The 15,994-nt window shown below is 75.4% G+C and carries 18 protein-coding genes and 1 pseudogene; 8 read left to right on the top strand and 11 right to left on the bottom strand.

Features of this window, described 5'->3' with window-relative positions:
- Positions 1–48: 48 nt before the first annotated feature.
- The 6 genes from DQ238_RS09425 to DQ238_RS09395 form a co-directional block, all read right to left on the bottom strand.
- A complete protein-coding gene (locus DQ238_RS09425; protein ID WP_113781032.1) occupies positions 49–1,293 on the bottom strand; it encodes a cell wall metabolism sensor histidine kinase WalK in 1,245 nt (414 codons plus the stop codon).
- A gap of 240 nt (positions 1,294–1,533) precedes the next feature.
- Positions 1,534–2,202 (bottom strand): DUF3618 domain-containing protein, encoded by a 669-nt coding sequence (locus tag DQ238_RS09420; protein ID WP_113781031.1) that lies wholly within the window; start codon positions 2,200–2,202, stop codon positions 1,534–1,536.
- 43 nt (positions 2,203–2,245) lie between these two features.
- Positions 2,246–2,797, bottom strand: coding sequence for a phage holin family protein (locus DQ238_RS09415; RefSeq protein ID WP_113781030.1), 552 nt, complete (start codon positions 2,795–2,797; stop codon positions 2,246–2,248).
- Between the two features lie 3 nt (positions 2,798–2,800).
- Entirely contained in the window at positions 2,801–3,604 is an 804-nt protein-coding gene (locus tag DQ238_RS09410; protein WP_113781029.1) for a hypothetical protein, read from the bottom strand.
- A gap of 576 nt (positions 3,605–4,180) precedes the next feature.
- The gene (locus DQ238_RS09400) at positions 4,181–5,104 is read right to left on the bottom strand and encodes a neutral zinc metallopeptidase (protein WP_113781027.1); all 924 of its coding nucleotides are present in this window, start codon (positions 5,102–5,104) and stop codon (positions 4,181–4,183) included.
- A gap of 79 nt (positions 5,105–5,183) precedes the next feature.
- Positions 5,184–6,041, bottom strand: a complete 858-nt coding sequence (locus tag DQ238_RS09395) for a formate/nitrite transporter family protein (protein WP_113781105.1) — start codon at positions 6,039–6,041, stop codon at positions 5,184–5,186.
- Between the two features lie 145 nt (positions 6,042–6,186).
- Here DQ238_RS09395 and DQ238_RS09390 point away from each other — a divergent pair, with 145 nt between their 5' ends.
- The 3 genes from DQ238_RS09390 to DQ238_RS09380 all read left to right on the top strand — a co-directional run bounded on the left by DQ238_RS09390 (position 6,187) and on the right by DQ238_RS09380 (position 8,573).
- Positions 6,187–6,585 (top strand): hypothetical protein, encoded by a 399-nt coding sequence (locus tag DQ238_RS09390; protein WP_113781026.1) that lies wholly within the window; start codon positions 6,187–6,189, stop codon positions 6,583–6,585.
- 112 nt (positions 6,586–6,697) lie between these two features.
- The gene (locus DQ238_RS09385; protein ID WP_233495849.1) at positions 6,698–7,927 is read left to right on the top strand and encodes a glutathionylspermidine synthase family protein; all 1,230 of its coding nucleotides are present in this window, start codon (positions 6,698–6,700) and stop codon (positions 7,925–7,927) included.
- A gap of 145 nt (positions 7,928–8,072) precedes the next feature.
- Entirely contained in the window at positions 8,073–8,573 is a 501-nt protein-coding gene (locus DQ238_RS09380; protein ID WP_113781025.1) for a DUF2127 domain-containing protein, read from the top strand.
- A 78-nt stretch (positions 8,574–8,651) separates the two neighbouring features.
- On the opposite strand, the gene DQ238_RS09375 is transcribed toward DQ238_RS09380, so the two are convergent.
- Complete coding sequence (locus DQ238_RS09375) at positions 8,652–9,713, bottom strand: winged helix DNA-binding domain-containing protein (RefSeq protein ID WP_113781024.1); 1,062 nt, start codon at positions 9,711–9,713, stop codon at positions 8,652–8,654.
- An 86-nt stretch (positions 9,714–9,799) separates the two neighbouring features.
- A pseudogene (locus DQ238_RS09370) lies at positions 9,800–10,027 on the bottom strand (GNAT family N-acetyltransferase); the annotation flags it as partial.
- 67 nt (positions 10,028–10,094) lie between these two features.
- Between DQ238_RS09370 and DQ238_RS09365 the strand changes: the two are divergent.
- The 3 genes from DQ238_RS09365 to DQ238_RS09360 all read left to right on the top strand — a co-directional run bounded on the left by DQ238_RS09365 (position 10,095) and on the right by DQ238_RS09360 (position 11,408).
- Positions 10,095–10,694, top strand: a complete 600-nt coding sequence (locus DQ238_RS09365; RefSeq protein ID WP_113781022.1) for a bifunctional 2-polyprenyl-6-hydroxyphenol methylase/3-demethylubiquinol 3-O-methyltransferase UbiG — start codon at positions 10,095–10,097, stop codon at positions 10,692–10,694.
- A gap of 10 nt (positions 10,695–10,704) precedes the next feature.
- Positions 10,705–10,830 (top strand): hypothetical protein, encoded by a 126-nt coding sequence (locus DQ238_RS24055; protein WP_255418033.1) that lies wholly within the window; start codon positions 10,705–10,707, stop codon positions 10,828–10,830.
- A gap of 152 nt (positions 10,831–10,982) precedes the next feature.
- Positions 10,983–11,408, top strand: coding sequence for a DUF1801 domain-containing protein (locus DQ238_RS09360; protein ID WP_113781021.1), 426 nt, complete (start codon positions 10,983–10,985; stop codon positions 11,406–11,408).
- Here DQ238_RS09360 and DQ238_RS09355 read toward each other — a convergent pair.
- The gene (locus DQ238_RS09355; RefSeq protein WP_113781020.1) at positions 11,393–12,724 is read right to left on the bottom strand and encodes a phosphoribosyltransferase family protein; all 1,332 of its coding nucleotides are present in this window, start codon (positions 12,722–12,724) and stop codon (positions 11,393–11,395) included. The genes DQ238_RS09360 and DQ238_RS09355 overlap by 16 nt on opposite strands.
- Before the next feature lie 208 nt (positions 12,725–12,932).
- Here DQ238_RS09355 and DQ238_RS09350 point away from each other — a divergent pair, with 208 nt between their 5' ends.
- On the top strand, positions 12,933–13,124 hold the full coding sequence (locus DQ238_RS09350) for a hypothetical protein (RefSeq protein WP_113781019.1): 192 nt from the start codon (positions 12,933–12,935) through the stop codon (positions 13,122–13,124).
- A 57-nt stretch (positions 13,125–13,181) separates the two neighbouring features.
- On the opposite strand, the gene DQ238_RS09345 is transcribed toward DQ238_RS09350, so the two are convergent.
- Positions 13,182–14,021 (bottom strand): DUF4190 domain-containing protein, encoded by an 840-nt coding sequence (locus DQ238_RS09345; protein ID WP_113781018.1) that lies wholly within the window; start codon positions 14,019–14,021, stop codon positions 13,182–13,184.
- A 320-nt stretch (positions 14,022–14,341) separates the two neighbouring features.
- Here DQ238_RS09345 and DQ238_RS09340 point away from each other — a divergent pair, with 320 nt between their 5' ends.
- Entirely contained in the window at positions 14,342–14,818 is a 477-nt protein-coding gene (locus tag DQ238_RS09340) for a hypothetical protein (RefSeq protein WP_199506225.1), read from the top strand.
- Positions 14,819–15,019: 201 nt separating this feature from the next.
- Here DQ238_RS09340 and DQ238_RS09335 read toward each other — a convergent pair whose 3' ends face one another.
- A complete protein-coding gene (locus DQ238_RS09335) occupies positions 15,020–15,910 on the bottom strand; it encodes an aldo/keto reductase family oxidoreductase (RefSeq protein ID WP_113781017.1) in 891 nt (296 codons plus the stop codon).
- Positions 15,911–15,994: the final 84 nt, after the last annotated feature.

Raw genomic sequence — 15,994 nt, 5'->3', positions numbered from 1 at the left:
CGTCCGGCCACCTCTCGGGTCCCGCCGCGAGCCTACAAGGGGTGGTTGTCAGCGGGGGAGGGTGAGGGTGAACGTGGTGCCACGGCCCTCGGCGCTGGTCAGCTCCAGGGTGCCGCCGTGCGCGGTGGTGATGGCCCGGGTGATGGCCAGGCCCAGCCCGACCCCCGGCACCGCGTGCCGCCGGGCGGTGGAGGCGCGGAAGAAGCGGGCGAACAGCTGCGCCTGCTCCCCCGTGGGGATGCCGACGCCGGTGTCGCTCACCGCCAGCCGGGCCACCGGGACGGCGCCGGCCCGCGGCTCGTCGAGGACCTCGCCGTCCGTCGTGCGCCACGCCGCGCGCAGGGTGAGCGTCACCCGGCCCCCGCGCGGGGTGAACTTCACCGCGTTGGACACCAGGTTGTCGCAGGCCTGCCCGAGTCGGACGGCGTCCCCGCGCACCACCAGCCCGTCCGTGGGGGCGGTCACCGAGACCTCGACCCCCGCCGCGGCGGCGCTCACCCGCGCGGTCGCCTCCGCGTCGCGGACCAGCGCGGCCAGGTCCACGTCCCCGGGCTGCAGACCGAACCGGCCGGCGTCCACCTGGGCGGTGAACAGCAGGTCGCCGACCAGCCGCAGCAGCCGCTGGGCGTTGCGCTCGACGGTCGCCAGGTACTGCCGCTGCTCGTCGGTCAGCGGCTGCCCGGGGTCGTCGAGGACCAGCTCCAGGTAGCCCAGGATCGAGGCCAGCGGCGTGCGCAGCTCGTGGCTGATCAGGCTGACGAACTGGTCCTTGAGCCGCTCGGTCTCCCGGACCTCGGTCACGTCCGTGCCGACGAAGTTCCAGCCGGCGTGCGCGCCGCGGTCGTCGGTGCGGGGGGTGACGGCCACGGAGACGGTCAGCCGTTCGCCACTGGCGGTCACGTAGGTCCAGTCCCGGACGTCGCTGCCCTGCGCGCCGGCCGGGCCGACCAGGGCCGCCAGCCCGCCGCCGGCCTCCGCGAGCTCCTCGGCCAGGTGGAACTCGGTGATCCGGCGCCGGCGGACCACCTCGGCGCGGGGCAGGCCCAGCATCCGTTCGGCGCCGGGGTTCCAGACGCGGACGACGCCGTCGACGTCGGTACCGATGATGGACTGCTCGGTGACCGCGTCGATGACGCTGGTCATGGTCTGCGCCCGGGCCGCCAGCTTGCGGGTGGCGACCTCGAGCTCCTCGTCGCGGTGCCGCATCCGCGCGGTGAGGGCCGCGTTCTCCGCCTGCAGCCGGTCCACCTCGGCCCGTAGCCTGGGGATGCCGGGGGCCTCGGCGGTGCTCACGCCCTCGCCCCGGCGGCCAGCTCGCGCGGCGGTGCACTCGACACGGCTCGGACCCCCTCGCTCGGCCGGCCGGTGCCCGCGGGCCCGCGCCGGTGACGTCGTCCTCCGGGACCTCGGCGTCCGACCCGGCCGGCTGCAGCCGCGACCGGACGTCCTCACCCGGACGGGGGACCGGGTCCGGACAGCACTGCGCCCCGCTGGGGAGACCCGGCGGGGCGCAGGCGGTACGGGGGCGGGAGGTCAGCTGCGGGTCTGGCTCTGCACCGACTGGCGGGACTGCTGAGCCTGGCCCTGGACGTCCTGCGCCGCGGACTGGCCCTCGTCCTTGACCGTCTGCGCGGCGTCCTGGGCGGTCGACTTGACCTCCTGGACGGCCTGCTGGGCGGCCGGCTGGAGCTCCTCGCGGATCTCCTGCGCGGCCTGCTTGGCCGGCGCCAGCAGCGTGTCCTTGTGCTCGCGCACGGTCGACTCGGCCTGCTGGGCCAGCTGCCGCTCCTTGTCCGACGCCGGCAGGAGGCTGGAGACCAGCCAGCCGACACCGAAGGCGATGAGCCCGGCGGCCAGCGGGTTGCCCTGCGTCTGCCGAACGATCGCTTCCGGGGCCTGCTGCACGGTCTCCACGGCCGAGTGCGCCGCGCCCTGGACGGACTCCGCGGCGCTCTGCGCCCGGTCCTGGACGGTGCCGGCGGCGTACTGCGCGCGGTCCTGGGCCGAGGAGCGGGTGTCCTGGGCCGAGCCCATCACCTTGTCCTTCACCCGGGTGAAGCGGTTCTTGGCCTCCTCGACCCGCCGGTCGACCACCCGGGCGGGGTTGACCTTCTCGTTGAGGGCGTCGACGTCGTAGCTCAGCTCGCGCTGGGTCTGCTCGATCTGCCGGCGGATGGCGTCCGGGTCGTTGCTCGTGGTCATGTTCCGTGCTCCGATGTCTGGGAGGGGCCGGTGGGGCCGTGGGTCAGTTGGGCTTCAGGGCGTCGGGTACCTGCTGGAGGGTGTCCACGGTGCGCTCGGGCTTGGGGTTCACCTGCTTGAGCGCCTTGCGACCCATGCTCAGCCCCACGGCGGCGGCGATGCCCCAGAGAACTGCGACGATGAGCGCGGCCAGGCCGGCGTCCATGAGGTTCTCCAGGAACCACCACAGGGCGTTGGACAGGAAGAGCAGCGTCAGGAACCCGGCCAGGCCGGCGTACACCAGCAGGCCGACACCCTTGCCGGCCTTGCTCGCCTCGGCCCGGACCTCGGCCTTGGCCAGCGCCACCTCCTGACGCATGAGGGTGGAGAGGTCCTTGGCGAGCTCACCGAAGAGCTGGCCGACCGAGGTGCCCTCGATGTCGGGGCGGCCGTCGGCGGTCATGGGCGTGCCCATGTCACCGCTGTGCGCGCCGTAGGACGGGTCCTGGGGAAAGCCGCCCTGCGCGGAACTGCCCTGGGCGGAGCTGCCACGAGCGGGGTCCTGATAGCCGGGGGACGACCCGGCCGGCGTGGCGCCGGAGTAGGGGGAGCTCATCGGTCAGATCCCCCTACCGGGCTGGCGGGTGGGGTCGTCCCAACCGGCCGGCGTGGTCGGCGGGACGGCGGTGCCGTAGGGCGGCGGCGGGACCGGGGAGGTGCCGGTGGTGGCGGTGCCGCTGTAGCCGGCGGTCTCGCCGTGGCCGGTGGTCGTGCCGGTGTAGCCCGAGTACGACGTCGACTGGTCGGCGTAGCCGGTCGAGGCGTGTCGAGCCGGGGTGCTCCGGTACTGGCCGGTCGCGTACTGGCCGCTCAAGCGGCCGGAGTCGCTGTGCGCGGCCTTGACCCCGCTGGTGAGCCGGCCGGCGACGACCCCGACGAGGGCGGCGCCCAGCAGGAAGGTGCCCGGCTTGCGGCGGGCGAAGGAGCGGACGTCGTCGAGCAGATCGCCCGGCTCGCGGTTCTGCAACCGGTCGGCGAACTGCTCGACCTTGTCGGTGGCCTGCTCGAGCAGGTCGCGGACCGGGCCGGGGGCCGGCGACTCGCCGTTGGCCATGCCCCGCAGCTGCGAGACGACGCCCTGCAGGCCCTCGGCGGCCTTCTGCTGCTGGGAGACGGCCTGCTCGCGCAGCTGGCTGCGGCCCTGCTGGACGAGGTCCTGCGCCTGGTTCTTGGTCTCCTGGACGACCTCCTTGGCCTGGTCGGCGGCGGTCGAGGCGACCTGACCACCGGCCTGGGCGGCGGTCTGGCCCACGTTGCGGGCTTCGCCCTTGGCGACGTCGGTGGTGGACGGCGAGTCGGAGGACCCGCTGGTCGTCGATCCCGCGGTCGCACCTGCGCCGCTGGAGCGTGGTGAGTGGGTCATCGTTTCTCCTCGGCAGATGTCGTGGTCGGGCCAGGCGCTACCCAGCTCGCGATCTTCCACACATGGTCGCCCGACGGCCGCCGGGCGACCGGTGTGGGTGCGGCCGGTGTGGGTGCGGCCGGTGTGCGTCGTCGCGTCGCCGGCGAGGAGAGCGAGGCGGTGGGCCGGTGTCCGGGCGTCGGGGCCGGCCGGGTCGGCCACCGGCTCTGGGTGGCGCCGTGTCGCGGCCGCCTGGGTACCCGCCGCGGAGGAGGTGAAACGGCCCGGTGCCGCAGCGGGCCCGGCGCGCACCGGGGATCCCGCCTCGGTCGACCAGGCCCCGCGTCGTCCGCGCACCCTCCGGCTGGCCACGGTGCTGCGGACGTCGCGCCCGACCCGGCGGCAGTACCGGCATGGGAAGCGATACGTGCGTCTTCGGGCCCATGACGCATGTATCGCTTCCCATGCCCCGGGAGGTTCGGGAGTCGGCCCCCTCCAGGGCACCGCCTCGAGCATGCGAGGGGTGGACCAAGGCCCCCTGCCCCCCACCGCTGCCAGGCTCGCTGCGGGACCCTGCAGGGGGGCCGGGGTCCTCTCTCAGCCGAGGTCGTCGGTGGCGAAGGTGTCGCACTGGTTCGGGTCGCCGGTCTGGTAGCCGGTGGTGAACCACTTCTGCCGCTGCGCCGACGTCCCGTGGGTGAAGCTGTTCTGGTCCACCGTGCCGCCGCCGAGGTTCTGCTGGATGAAGTCGTCGCCGATGCGGGCGGCGGCGTCCAACGCCCGGTCGATGTCGTCCTGGGTGATCTCGGCGATCAGCGGCTGGCCCGACTCGTCCGGCACGGTCTCGGCGTGGTCGGCCCACACCCCGGCGAAGCAGTCGGCCTGCAGCTCCAGCCGGACGGAGCCGCTGGCCGGGCCGGTCTCACCCGGAGTGACCTGCTGGTTGATGCCCAGCAGGTTCTGCACGTGGTGGCCGTACTCGTGGGCGAGCACGTAGGCGTCGACGAACAGACCGCCCTCGGCACCGAACTGGGTGCGCAGGTCGTCGAAGAAGGTCAGGTCGATGTAGACCAGCTGGTCGGCCGGGCAGTAGAAGGGGCCGGAGCCGCTGGTGGCGCCGCCGCACCGGGTCTGCACCTGACCGGAGAAGAAGACCGTGTCGGTGCGCTGGTAGCGGCTGCCGAGCGTCTGCGCCCAGAAGTCCTGGATGGAGTTGATGTCGGCGACCACGGCGCACTGCACGTCGCGGTTGGCGTCGGAGCCGGTCCGGCAGTCCTGCTCCAGCTCGGTGTTGTCCGCCGAGCCGCCCTGGCCGACGCCGCCGAAGCCGCCGACCGCCGAGGTGCCGGTCGTACCGCCGCCGCCGCCCAGCAGGTTGAACAGCAGCACCACGACCAGCCCGGCCAGCCCGAGGCCACCGCCGCCGACGGCCAGACCACGGCCGCCCAGTCCGCCGCCCCCGCTGCCGCGGATGTCCGAGACGTCCGACGTGTCGAGGTCTGTTCCCTCGCTGTACCTCATCGGTGGGCACCCTCCCGGTCTCGTGGCACACCGAAGCGGGTGCCATCCGAGAGCGGCGAGTGCCCCCGATCAGGGCGGGTCATGCGCGCTCGGCGGCCTCTCCGCCGACCGGCGTCCGGCTGGGCTGCTCGGCCGGCTGGTCACGCAGGAACAGGTACCAGTAGGACGTCGCGACGAAGACCACCGCGCCGACCAGGTTGCCCGCGCCGGCCAGCAGCCAGTTGCGCAGCACGTCGCCCCAGCCGAGGTCCGGGACGCCGGCCCAGATCGCCGCGGGCAGGAAGAACATGTTGGCCACGACGTGGTCGAAGCCCATCGCGACGAACGCCATGATCGGGAAGAAGATGGCCAGGATCTTGCCCGAGACGGTGGACGCCGCCAGCGACATCCACACCGCGAGGCAGACCAACCAGTTGCAGCCGACGCCGCGCAGGAAGACCTGCCACGAGGACTCGTGCAGCCCCTTGGCCTGGGCGATGGAGGCCAGCCGGTCGTGGGTGAGCGCCGCGGAGCCCGAGGCGCCGGGTGCGCCGATGACCCCGGTCTGCACAGCGAGGAAGTAGGCGACGAACAGCGCGCCGAGCAGGTTGCCCAGCAGCACGAGGGTGAGGTTCTTCGCGACGTCACCGGGGGAGAGCCGGCCCTGCATGGCGCCGAGCGGGACCAGCATCATGTTGCCGGTGGCCAGGTCGGAGCCGGCGACGATCACGAGGACCAGGCCCAGGGTGAAGGCCGCGCCCATGAACAGCGTGGGCAGCGTGCCCCAGGTGTCCGGGTCCAGGCCGGAGGAGACGGTGATGGCCACGAGCGCACCGAAGGCGATGTAGGCCCCGCCGAGGAAGGCGCTGACCAGCACGCGGTCCCAGGTGCGGTGGACCTTCTTCGCCCCGGTCTCACCGGCGACCTGGGCCATCTCGGGGGGTTGACGGTCGGGCATCGGCGCCTCCACGCGGGTGCGGACCTCGAGGTAGAACCGTACGGTCTGGGCTCGGATCCGGCACCCCGAGGACCGGCGACGGTCCCCGGCCGGCGTCGGCGATCTAGGGTCGGCCACGACCCACCGACCCCAGCCGGGAGAGCACATGGCGGTCTCCAACCGCGTCCGCAGCGCCTTGACGACCACGGTCCTGGCGACCGCGGCCACCGGCTTCCTCGCCGGGTGCGGGACGGGGGACGACGAGCAGGAGCAGGTCGCCTACTGCACCGACGAGGACGGCGAGATCGTCGACGACGACTACTGCGACGACGGCTACCGCGGACCCGGAGCCGGGCTGTTCTTCCTCTACCTCGGCGGCTTCCGCCCGGGCCTGCCGGTGGGCACCGTGCTGCCCGGGGGCGGCACCCGGATCAACCCGACCGACACCGCGGCCCGGCAGCGCGCCGGCCTGCCCACCACCGGCAAGGTCACCGGCGGCACCCGCGTCAGCGGGGGCATCGGGTCGGGTACCGGCGGCCGCGTCGGCACCGGCGCGGGCAGCTGATGGCTCCGGCTCGGCCACATCGGCGATGTGGTCGCCACAGGCGGGCGGATGCGCCCAGACCGCCGATCTGGGCGCAGGAGAGGGCGGGCGGGAGGGGCAGGAGGAGCGAGGGGTGAGGCGGGTCGAGGGTGGGGTGGTCCGCCCCGGCTGGGAGGCCGAGATCGAGGTGCAGGGCCTGGTCTACAACCGCACCGAGCTGCCCGGCGGACAGGTGCGCAGCTACTGGCGCGAGGGGCCGTTCTACGACTTCACCGCGGCCGAGGTCGAGCGGCTGGAGGGCTGGGTCGCCCAGCTGTTCCAGATGTGCGTGGCCGCCGGCGACCACGTCGTCGCGCACGACCTGTTCGACCGGATGAGGATCCCGCCGATCGCCCGGCCGGAGATCCGCCGCACCTGGGAGGTCGAGCCGCCCAGCGTCTACGGCCGCTTCGACCTGCGCTACGACGGCTCCGGGCCGCCCAAGCTGCTGGAGTTCAACGCCGACACCCCGACCGGGCTGGTCGAGTCCGCCGTCACCCAGTGGAACTGGCACCTGTTCACCGGCCAGGGCACCGATCAGTGGAACGCCCTGCACGAGAAGCTGGTCGCCGCCTGGCAGCGCAACCTGACCCGCTGGGAGCGGCGCACCGGCGTCCGTCCGCGGGTGCACCTGGCCTGGACGTCGGAGGAGCGCTCCGGCGAGGACCGGATGACCGTCGCCTACCTGATGGACACCGTGGTCCAGGCCGGCTACGAGGCGGTCGAGCTCGTCGTCGAGGACATCGCGCTCGACGACGGCGACGGCCAGTTCTACGACCCGGCCGGCCGCCACCTCGACGTCGTCTTCAAGCTCTACCCCTGGGAGTGGCTGGTCGAGGACGAGTTCGGCCCCGCCGTCCTCGCCGACGCCGCCCGTCCGGGCGGGACGACCTGGGTGGAGCCGGCCTACAAGATGCTGTGGAGCACCAAGGCGCTGCTGCCGGTGCTGTGGCAGCTCTTCGGCGGCGACCCGGTGCTCTCCGAGCTGCTGCTGCCGGCCTACTTCGCCGACGAGGTGCCCTCGTCGTGGCGGACCTTCGTGCGCAAGCCGCTGTGGGGCCGCGAGGGCGCCAACGTGCAGATCGTCCGGGACGGCCGGGTCGCGGTGGAGATGCCGGGGCGCTACGGCACCGAGGGGTTCGTCGTCCAGGAGTTCGCCCCGCTGCCGGACTTCCCCGGCGTCGACGGCCCGCACCACCCGGTGCTGGGCGCCTGGGTGGTCGACGGCGAGCCGGCCGGCCTGGGCATCCGGGAGAGCGACGGGCTGGTCACCGACAACCTCAGCTTCTTCGTGCCGCACACCATCGACCACCGGGCCCGGTGAGCCGCACCACCAGCGTCCGCGGGTCGGCACACCCGGCCCCGAGCCCGGCGGCTGCGGCGGCGTCCCCCGACTGCACCGGTGCCCACCGCCGCGGCAAGGGTGCCGCGCTCCGGAGCCTGGACGCGGCGCACCGGCCTCCGCGACGATGCCGGGCACGACCACCGACCGCCTGCTGCGTGCCGCGCTGTTCCTCAAGGGACTCGACGGCTCGGTCGAGCTGCTCGCGGGCGTCGCCCTGGCGGTCGCCGGCCCCCGGGCGGTCGGCGGGCTGACCCGCCGGGTGGTCGAGCACCACCTGCTGGGCAGCCCGCGGGGCGCCCTGGCCGAGCGGTTCGCCGCGAGCGGGGCCGCGCTGACCGGCGGCGACCGGACGCTCGTGGTCCTCTACCTGGTCCTGCACGGCCTGGTGAAGCTGGGACTGGTCGTCGCCCTGCTGCGGCAGCTCCGGGCCGCCTACCCGGTCGCGGTGGCCGTGCTCGCCATGCTCGTGGCCTTCGAGGTCGACGGGGCGGTGCGCCGGGGGTCCGCGCTGCTGTGGGTCGCGGCCGCGCTCGACCTCGCGATCATCGTGCTGGTGGTGCGCGAGTACCGGCGGCTGAGGGCCGGGCTCGGCAGCCGGCGACGGCCGGGTGTGCCCGACCCGTGACCCGGACGACCACACCGAGCCGACGGGAGCCGCCGACCCCACCCGGTGCCGGCCGGCCGGGCACGGCCGGCCCGCCGCTCAGGGCAGCGCGGCCGCCAGCTGCGGGATGGCCGCGGCGACCTCGTCGGGGAAGGCGGTGAACGGCTCGGCGTCCACCCGGCGCCGCGCGCCGGTCCCCGTCCAGCGCCAGGTGCCGACCACCTGACCGCCGCGGACGACGGTGCCCCGGAACACGCCGTTGCCGCCGGGGACGACCCGACCGGCGTGCTCGGCCGGCAGCGCGCACGTGCGGTCGGCGTAGCCGAGGACGAACTCGTCGAACCCCGGCAGCAGGAACAGCCCCGTGGCCTGCGCCCGGCACCCGGCCAGCCGGTCGGGCAGGTCGGGCGCCATCAGGTACTCGCGGCCGTCGACCTCGACCGCGGCCAGCCGCGGACGGGCGCCGGCCAGCCCCACCCGGACGTCGCCCATCGTCAGCCCCGCCCACCGCGCCAGGTCGGCCGCCGTCGCCGGGCCGTGGCCGGTCCAGTAGCGCAGCGCCAGCTCGACCAGCGCCTCCTCGCGGTCGAGCCGGCGGGACGGGGGCACCCACTCGTCGAGCAGCGCCCACAGCTGCTCGTCGGCGCGCATCGGGCCGAGCACGAGGGTGCCGGTCTGCGCCAGGTACCAGAGCAGGTGGTAGCCGCGCTGGCCGGTGGTCGCGACGCCGCCGTCGGCGATGGCGGCGAGCAGCTCCGCGCGGCCCAGCCGCCGCCCGCCGGTCATCGCGGCGACGACCAGCTCGCGGGCGCGCTCGGCCTCGGCCTCGGTCAGCCCGAGGACCGCCCGCCGCTTCGCCGCACCGGCCAGCACCCGCGGCCCGAGCAACTCCAGCAGCCAGCACAGGTCCTCGGCGGCGACCAGGTGCAGGGTGCCGCGCATCGGCCACGACCGGACGACGGCGCCCGCGTCGAGCGCGGCCGCCACGTCGGCCCGGGAGCGGCCCGCCGTCCGCAGCGCCACGGAGGTCAGCGCGCCCGGCAGGTCCTGCGCCTGCACGCAGGTCAGCCACCGGACCGCCGCCGCGGCGTCGGGCAGCGGGGGTCCGGCGACCCGCTGGGCGACCAGTCGCAGGAGGGCGAGGTCTCCGCTCGTCGTCATGGGCCGACTGTGGCAGGTCGGTACGACGTCCGGGGATCAGCGGACCAGGTGGACGTAGACGACGTGCTCGGCGTCGGGCTCGGTGGTCAGCGCCGTGAACCCCGCAGCGGCGGCGGCGCGCAGGCTGGCGTGTTGTCCGGCTCGATGCCGAGGACGAACTGCTCGACGTCCGCGGTCTCGGGGGCGTCGACCAGCGCCCGCAGCGCCGCACGCCCGTAGCCGCGCCCCCAGCAGTCCGGGTCGACGACGTAGGCCGCGCCCATGCTGCGTCGCGGATCGGTCGTCAGCACCCGCTCGTGCACCGGGTCCCACCCGGTCCACCCTGCTGCCGGGCGGGCCGGCGCGCACCCCGGTCCCCTCCGGCGTTGGCAGACTGCGCCCGTGCAGGCAGCGGACTGGGACGCGCGCTACGCCGAGCGGCAGCAGTGGTCGGCCGAGCCGAACACGCTGGTGGCCGAGCTGCTCACCGACCTGCCGCCGGGCCGGGCGGTCGACCTGGCGGCGGGGGAGGGGCGGCACGCGCTGTGGCTGGCCGGGCGCGGCTGGCAGGTGACCGCGGTCGACTTCTCGGTGACCGGGCTGGCCCGCGGCCGCAGCCGGCCGGGCGCCGAAGCGGTGACCTGGGTGACCGCCGACGTCCTCACCTGGGCGGCGCCGCCGGACTCGCTGGACCTGGTGCTGGTGGCCTACCTGCACCTGCCGGAGGCCGACACCACGGCCGTGCTGCGCCGCGCCGTCGGGTGGCTGCGTCCCGGCGGCCGGCTGCTCGTCCTCGGTCACGACGTGGACAACGTCGCGCACGGGGTCGGCGGCCCGCAGGACCCGGCGATCCTGTACGGCACCGTCCGCCTGGCTCCGGTCGCCGAGCTGCTCGACGTCGACCGGCTCGAGCAGGTGCGCCGCGCGACCCCGGCCGGCACCGCGCTGGACACCCTCCTGTGGGGACGGCGGAGGAGCCGATCCGTCGTCCCCCGGCGCTAGCGTGCGGCCCGTGATGGGGATGGGTGGTGCCGGCGGCCGCGGAGCGCAGCGGCGCCGCCGGCTGGTGGCCGCGGTGCTCGTGCTCGCCGTCCTGCTCGCGGCGGGCGCGACGGTGCTGTCGATCACCCTGGGCTGAGAGAGGACCCCCTTGCCCCCCACCGCTCGCGCCTGGCCCCGTCCAGGGCACCGCCCCGAGCTTGCGAGGGGCGGGGAGGACGGGGTCCTTCTACCTGCAAGGGGGCCATTGGAGCTCGGGGGCCGCTCCAGTACGTCACCTGAGGAGGGGTCGTGGACGACGAGATCGAGGCATGGTTCGCCGCGGCGGGTCCGCGCGAGGAGGAGCTGCGCCGGGCCGACGCGCTGGTCACGGCCGCGGCCCCCGGCATCGACCGGCAGCTGGTCGCCGCCGGCTCCGGCCGGGTGCTGGGCTACGGCCTGATGCCGTACCGGCCGAGGTCGGCGACGCAGGCCACGACGTGGCCGCTGATCGCGCTCGCCGCGCAGAAGCGGCACCTGTCGCTGTACGTCTGCGCGGTGGTCGACGGGCAGTACCTGCCCGAGGTCCGCGCCGACCGGCTGGGCCGGGTGTCCTGCGGCAAGAGCTGCATCCGGTTCACCTCGCTGGACCGGGTCGACCAGGCCGAGCTGACCGCGCTGGTGCGCGACGCCGTCGCGGCGACGCGCGCGGGTGACAACGCCTACTGCGCGGGCTGATCCCCGGAGGCCGGCGCCCAGCCCCCGTGCGGAGTGGACAGGTGCGTGGCGAACCAGTCCCGGGCCAGCTCGGCGGCGGCCTCCAGCGTGCCCGGCTCCTCGAACAGGTGCGTGGCCCCGGGGACGACGGCCAGCCGGTTCTCGCACCGCAGCCGGGCCTGCGCCTGCCGGTTGAGCTCCAGCACCTGCTCGTCGTGCCCGCCCACGACCAGCAGCGTGGGCGCCCGGACGTCGGCCAGCGCGGGTCCGGCGAGGTCGGGCCGCCCGCCGCGGGAGACGACCGCGCGCACGTCGTCCCCGCGGGCCGCGGTCGTCAGCGCCGCCGCCGCGCCGGTGCTGGCGCCGAAGCAGCCGAGCGGCAGGGCGCCGCAGCCGGGGTCGGAGCGCAGCCAGCGGGCGACCGCGGTCAGGCGCCCCGCCAGGAGCTCGACGTCGAAGACGTTGCCGCGGTCGGCCTCCTCCTGCGGGGTCAGCAGGTCGACCAGCACGGTGGCCAACCCGGCCCGCTGCAGCACCTGCGCCACGAACCGGTTGCGGGGGCTGTGCCGGCTGCTGCCGCTGCCGTGGGCGAACACGACGACGCCGACGGCGTGCTCGGGCACGGTCAGGTGCCCGGGCAGGCGCACCGGTGGGGCGTCGACGGCCACCTCCTCGTCCCGCGGGGCGCAGGTCCCCGCCGGGAGCGGCGCGGGGCGGCGCAGCAGCTCGAGGACCTCCTCGTCGTCGGTCGGCCGGAAGTCGGCGTAGGCCTGCCCGACCGCGGTGAACCGGTCCGGGGTCTCCAGGCACACCAGCTCGTCGACCTCCGGGGCGATCTCGCGGACCGCGGTGGGGGACCCGACCGGGGCGGCCAGCACCACCCGCGCCGCCCCGTGCGCCCGGACCACGGCGCAGGCCGCCCGCGCGGTGGCGCCGGTCGCGATCCCGTCGTCCACCACGACCGCCGTCCGCCCCTCGAGCGGGACCCGGGAGCGGTCCCCCCGGAAGTGCCGGGCCCGTCGCTCCAGCTCGGCCCGCTCCCGGCGCTCCGCCTCGGTGAACGTCGCCTCCTCGACCCGGCCGATCCGCAGCACGTCGTCGTTGACCACGGTCACGCCGTCCTCCCCGACCGCCCCCATGGCCAGCTCGGGACGCCGCGGCAGGCCCAGCTTGCGCACCAGGACGACGTCGAGGGGCGCCCCGAGCGCGCGGGCGACCTCCGCGGCGACGGGCACCCCGCCGCGGGGCAGGCCCAGCACGACGACGTCGCGGCCGGCCATCGGCGCCAGCCGGCGGCCCAGCTGCCGGCCGGCGTCCCTGCGGTCCTGGAACGGCACGCGCCCCACCTCCCCGCCGGCCATGCTCGGCGACCGGGGACGGTGGGGACAGGGGACCTTGGTCCCGGGCCGCCCGGAAATCCGGCAACGGGAGGTTGCCGCCGTGACCTAGGGCCCTGGTCCACGGAGCCGGCGCACGCCACGGTGGAGGGACCGACGCCCACCGGCGTCCTCCGCCCACGGCATCCCCGCACGGAGGGGCTCCCGCATGACGACCGACGACCCCGTCGTCGACCAGGCCGTCGCCCGTCTCGCCGACGAGTTCCGGGCCCGGCTGCGTCCCCAGGTGATCGGCACCGTGGTGCGCGGCTGCCGGCGCGACCTCAGCGGGGTGCCGGCCCCGGCGCTGCCCGAGCTGGTCGAGCGTCTCGCCCGGGAGCGGCTGCAGTCGGTCGGCTGAGCGGCCGGGTGTGCCGGGACGACCGCGCCGACCGGACGGCGCGGTCGCGCGGCCCGCCTACCGGAGGGCGTAGTAGACGCGCGCGTCGGCGTCGAAGCCCACCGTCGGCTCGACCGACAGCTGCCCGCCCTCGATGGCGGCCGGCGGCACGTCCATGCAGAACTGGAAGGTGTCCGTGCCACCCGGGTTGAGGGTGGGCGCGTCCACCGCGTCGTCCGGGAGCGTGGCCGTGCAGTCGGCGTCGCTGTACTGGCGGGCGTCCGAACCGTGGAACACCGCGGTCAGGTCCCAACCGGGGCTGCCCTCCTCGCTGCCCGTGTAGGTGGCGGTCAGCTGGGTGATCACGTACCGGCCGGTCGGCGGCTCGTTGAACGGGTTGGCGTCGGCCACGGTCGCGTTGCCGTCGAGCTGCACCGAGTCCACGGTGACCTGGTAGTCGCCGACCTGCGCCGGGGTCCCGAGGGGCACGACCTCCGCCGCCGGGGCGGACGCGGTCCCCGTCGTCGACCCGGCCGGCTCCGGGGCCCCGGTGGCCGACGGTGCGCTGCCGGTCTGCTCGTCGAGGCTGCGCTGCACCTCGTCGACGACCTTGGAGTAGAAGACCTGCGTCACGACGACGAGCACGAGGGCGAGCACCGAGGTGACGAGCCCGGTGATCGCCATGCCCTTGCCGCCGTGCGTGCCGCGGCGGGCGCGCAGCAGTGCCGGGATGCCGAGCCCGAGGCCGACCAGGGCCAGGACGGCGGCGAGGTTGTTGATGACCGGCACCCAGCTCAGCAACAGCGCGACGATGCCCAGCACCATCGACGCGATGGCGAGCCCGGAGCCCTTCCTGGGCGGCTCGTTCGGGGGGACCGGCGCGTAGGCCTGGTACGGCGCCTGCGGGGGATGGGACACGGGGAGGCTCCTTCGTGTGCTGACGGGGTCCGGGCCGGGACCGTACGGGCCTGTCGGCTCCGTCTCCGGACCCGCCGTCCGACCCGCCGGGGTGCTCCCCAGCCGCCCCACCAGCCCCAGCCCGCGGCCCACCTGCGGATCCCGGCCCGCTCCCGCCCGCCCGCCTGCCCGTCTGCCCCTGCCCGTCTGCCCGCGGTGATCATGGGGTTGTGGCAGCCGATCTCGGCGCGTCCCACCGTGTCGCCGGCAACGATCCCATGATCACCGCGGGAGATGTCAGGTCACCTTGACAGTCAGGGTGACCTGACAGATGCTGGGACATGGTCGACGTCGACACCCTGGACCGGGAGCACACCCTCTCCACCGCCGTCCGGCGGTACGAGGAGCTGCGCACGCGCGACTCGCTGGCCGCCCCCGACGACCCGGCGGGGCCCCGCCCGCTGACCCGCGCGGAGGCGCTGGAGCTGCTGGCGCTCGGCGAGGTGGTGGCCCGCAAGGCCGGGCAGGGGAGGCAGCTGACGATCCGGACGGCGCGCGCCGCCGGAGCCTCCTGGGCCGAGGTCGGGCAGGCCCTCGGGACCTCGCGCCAGTCGGCGTGGGAGGCGCACCGCCGCTGGATCGACGGGCAGGTCGCGCAGCACGGCACCGTCGGTGCCGTCGGGTTCGACGAGGCCGACGCCGCGGCGGCCCGCGCGCTGGCCGGACGGGCCGCCGACCGACCGCGAGCCGCCGCACCCGCCCGGACCGCCGCGTCGCCGCGCGGCGCCGGGCCGGTGGACGGCGGTGAGCGGAGGTGACGCCCAGGACGGCAGGTTCCCGAAGCCGACCGGGAGCCGGCGCAGCACCTCGCGGGTCACCGGAGCGGCCCACCGCCGGCGCAGCAGTCCCGGCAGCGCGTCGGTGAACGCCGGGTCGTCCGGGTGGCAGTGCACCCGGGAGGTCGGGTAGCCCCGCGGCGCACCGGTGGCCGGCGGGCGCTGCACCCGCCGGCCGGCCGGTCAGAGGTCGACGTCGGGCTCCCCGGTGCCGCCGATCCGGTCCAGTTCCTGCAGCTCGACCGGACCCAGCACCCGGGCGGCGGCCTGGAGGTTCTCCTCCAGGTGGGCCACCGACGACGTGCCCGGGATGACCAGCAGGTTCGGGCTGCGGGCCAGCAACCAGGCCAGCGCCACCTGCATCGGCGTCGTCTCCAGCCGGCGGGCCACCGTCTCCAGCGCCGCGGACTGCAGCGGGGTGAAGCCGCCGAGCGGGAAGTAGGGCACGTAGGGGACGCCCTCGCGGGCGAGCGCGTCGACCAGGGGGTCGTCGTCGCGGTGGACCAGGTTGTAGTGGTTCTGCACGCACACCACGCGGGCGATCGACCGCGCCTCGGCCAGCTGCTGCGTCGTCACGTTGCTCACCCCGAGGTGGCGGATCAGCCCCTCCTCCTGCATCGCCGCCAGCGCCTCGAACGGCTCGGCCAGCGACCCCTCCACCGGCTCGGAGAACCCGGGCATCCGCAGGTTGACCACGTCCACCACGTCCAGGCCGAGGGTGCGCAGGTTGTCCTCCACGGCGGAGCGCAGCTCGCCCGGGGAGAGCGCCTCGGGCCAGCCGCCGTCCGGCGTCCGCCGGGCCCCGACCTTGGTGACGATCACCAGGTCCTCGGGGTAGGGGTGCAGCGCCTCGCGGATGATCTCGTTGGTGACGTGCGGGCCGTAGTAGTCGCTGGTGTCGATGTGGTCGACGCCCAGCTCGACCGCCCGGCGCAGCACGGCGACGGCGGCGTCCCGGTCGGCCGGAGGGCCCATGATGCCCGGCCCGGCGAGCTGCATGGCGCCGTAACCCAGCCGGTTCACCGACCGGTCGCCGAGGGTGAACTGTCCGGACCGCTCCGCGGTGATCGTCATGACCGGCCCCTACCCCGGAGACCGCCGGGTCAGGCGGTGCACCCGCCCACCTCCGCGTCCGGCCGGGGGACCGGGCAGCTCCCG

Origin of the sequence: Geodermatophilus sp. TF02-6 (assembly GCF_003319115.1) — a bacterium.
Classification (GTDB): Bacteria; Actinomycetota; Actinomycetes; order Mycobacteriales; family Geodermatophilaceae; genus Geodermatophilus.
Note: the sequence above shows the minus strand (reverse complement) of the source record. Positions and strands in the feature narration are given on the sequence as shown.

Excerpts from the sequence above, each read along its gene's own strand:
- DQ238_RS09420 (WP_113781031.1), bottom strand. The coding sequence starts at position 2,202 with ATGACCACGAGCAACGACCCGGACGCCATCCGCCGGCAGATCGAGCAG.
- DQ238_RS09415 (WP_113781030.1), bottom strand. The coding sequence starts at position 2,797 with ATGAGCTCCCCCTACTCCGGCGCCACGCCGGCCGGGTCGTCCCCCGGC.
- DQ238_RS09410 (WP_113781029.1), bottom strand. The coding sequence starts at position 3,604 with ATGACCCACTCACCACGCTCCAGCGGCGCAGGTGCGACCGCGGGATCG.
- DQ238_RS09400 (WP_113781027.1), bottom strand. The coding sequence starts at position 5,104 with ATGAGGTACAGCGAGGGAACAGACCTCGACACGTCGGACGTCTCGGAC.
- DQ238_RS09395 (WP_113781105.1), bottom strand. The coding sequence starts at position 6,041 with ATGCCCGACCGTCAACCCCCCGAGATGGCCCAGGTCGCCGGTGAGACC.
- DQ238_RS09390 (WP_113781026.1), top strand. The coding sequence starts at position 6,187 with ATGGCGGTCTCCAACCGCGTCCGCAGCGCCTTGACGACCACGGTCCTG.
- DQ238_RS09380 (WP_113781025.1), top strand. The coding sequence starts at position 8,073 with ATGCCGGGCACGACCACCGACCGCCTGCTGCGTGCCGCGCTGTTCCTC.
- DQ238_RS09375 (WP_113781024.1), bottom strand. The coding sequence starts at position 9,713 with ATGACGACGAGCGGAGACCTCGCCCTCCTGCGACTGGTCGCCCAGCGG.
- DQ238_RS09350 (WP_113781019.1), top strand. The coding sequence starts at position 12,933 with ATGACGACCGACGACCCCGTCGTCGACCAGGCCGTCGCCCGTCTCGCC.
- DQ238_RS09340 (WP_199506225.1), top strand. The coding sequence starts at position 14,342 with ATGGTCGACGTCGACACCCTGGACCGGGAGCACACCCTCTCCACCGCC.
- DQ238_RS09335 (WP_113781017.1), bottom strand. The coding sequence starts at position 15,910 with ATGACGATCACCGCGGAGCGGTCCGGACAGTTCACCCTCGGCGACCGG.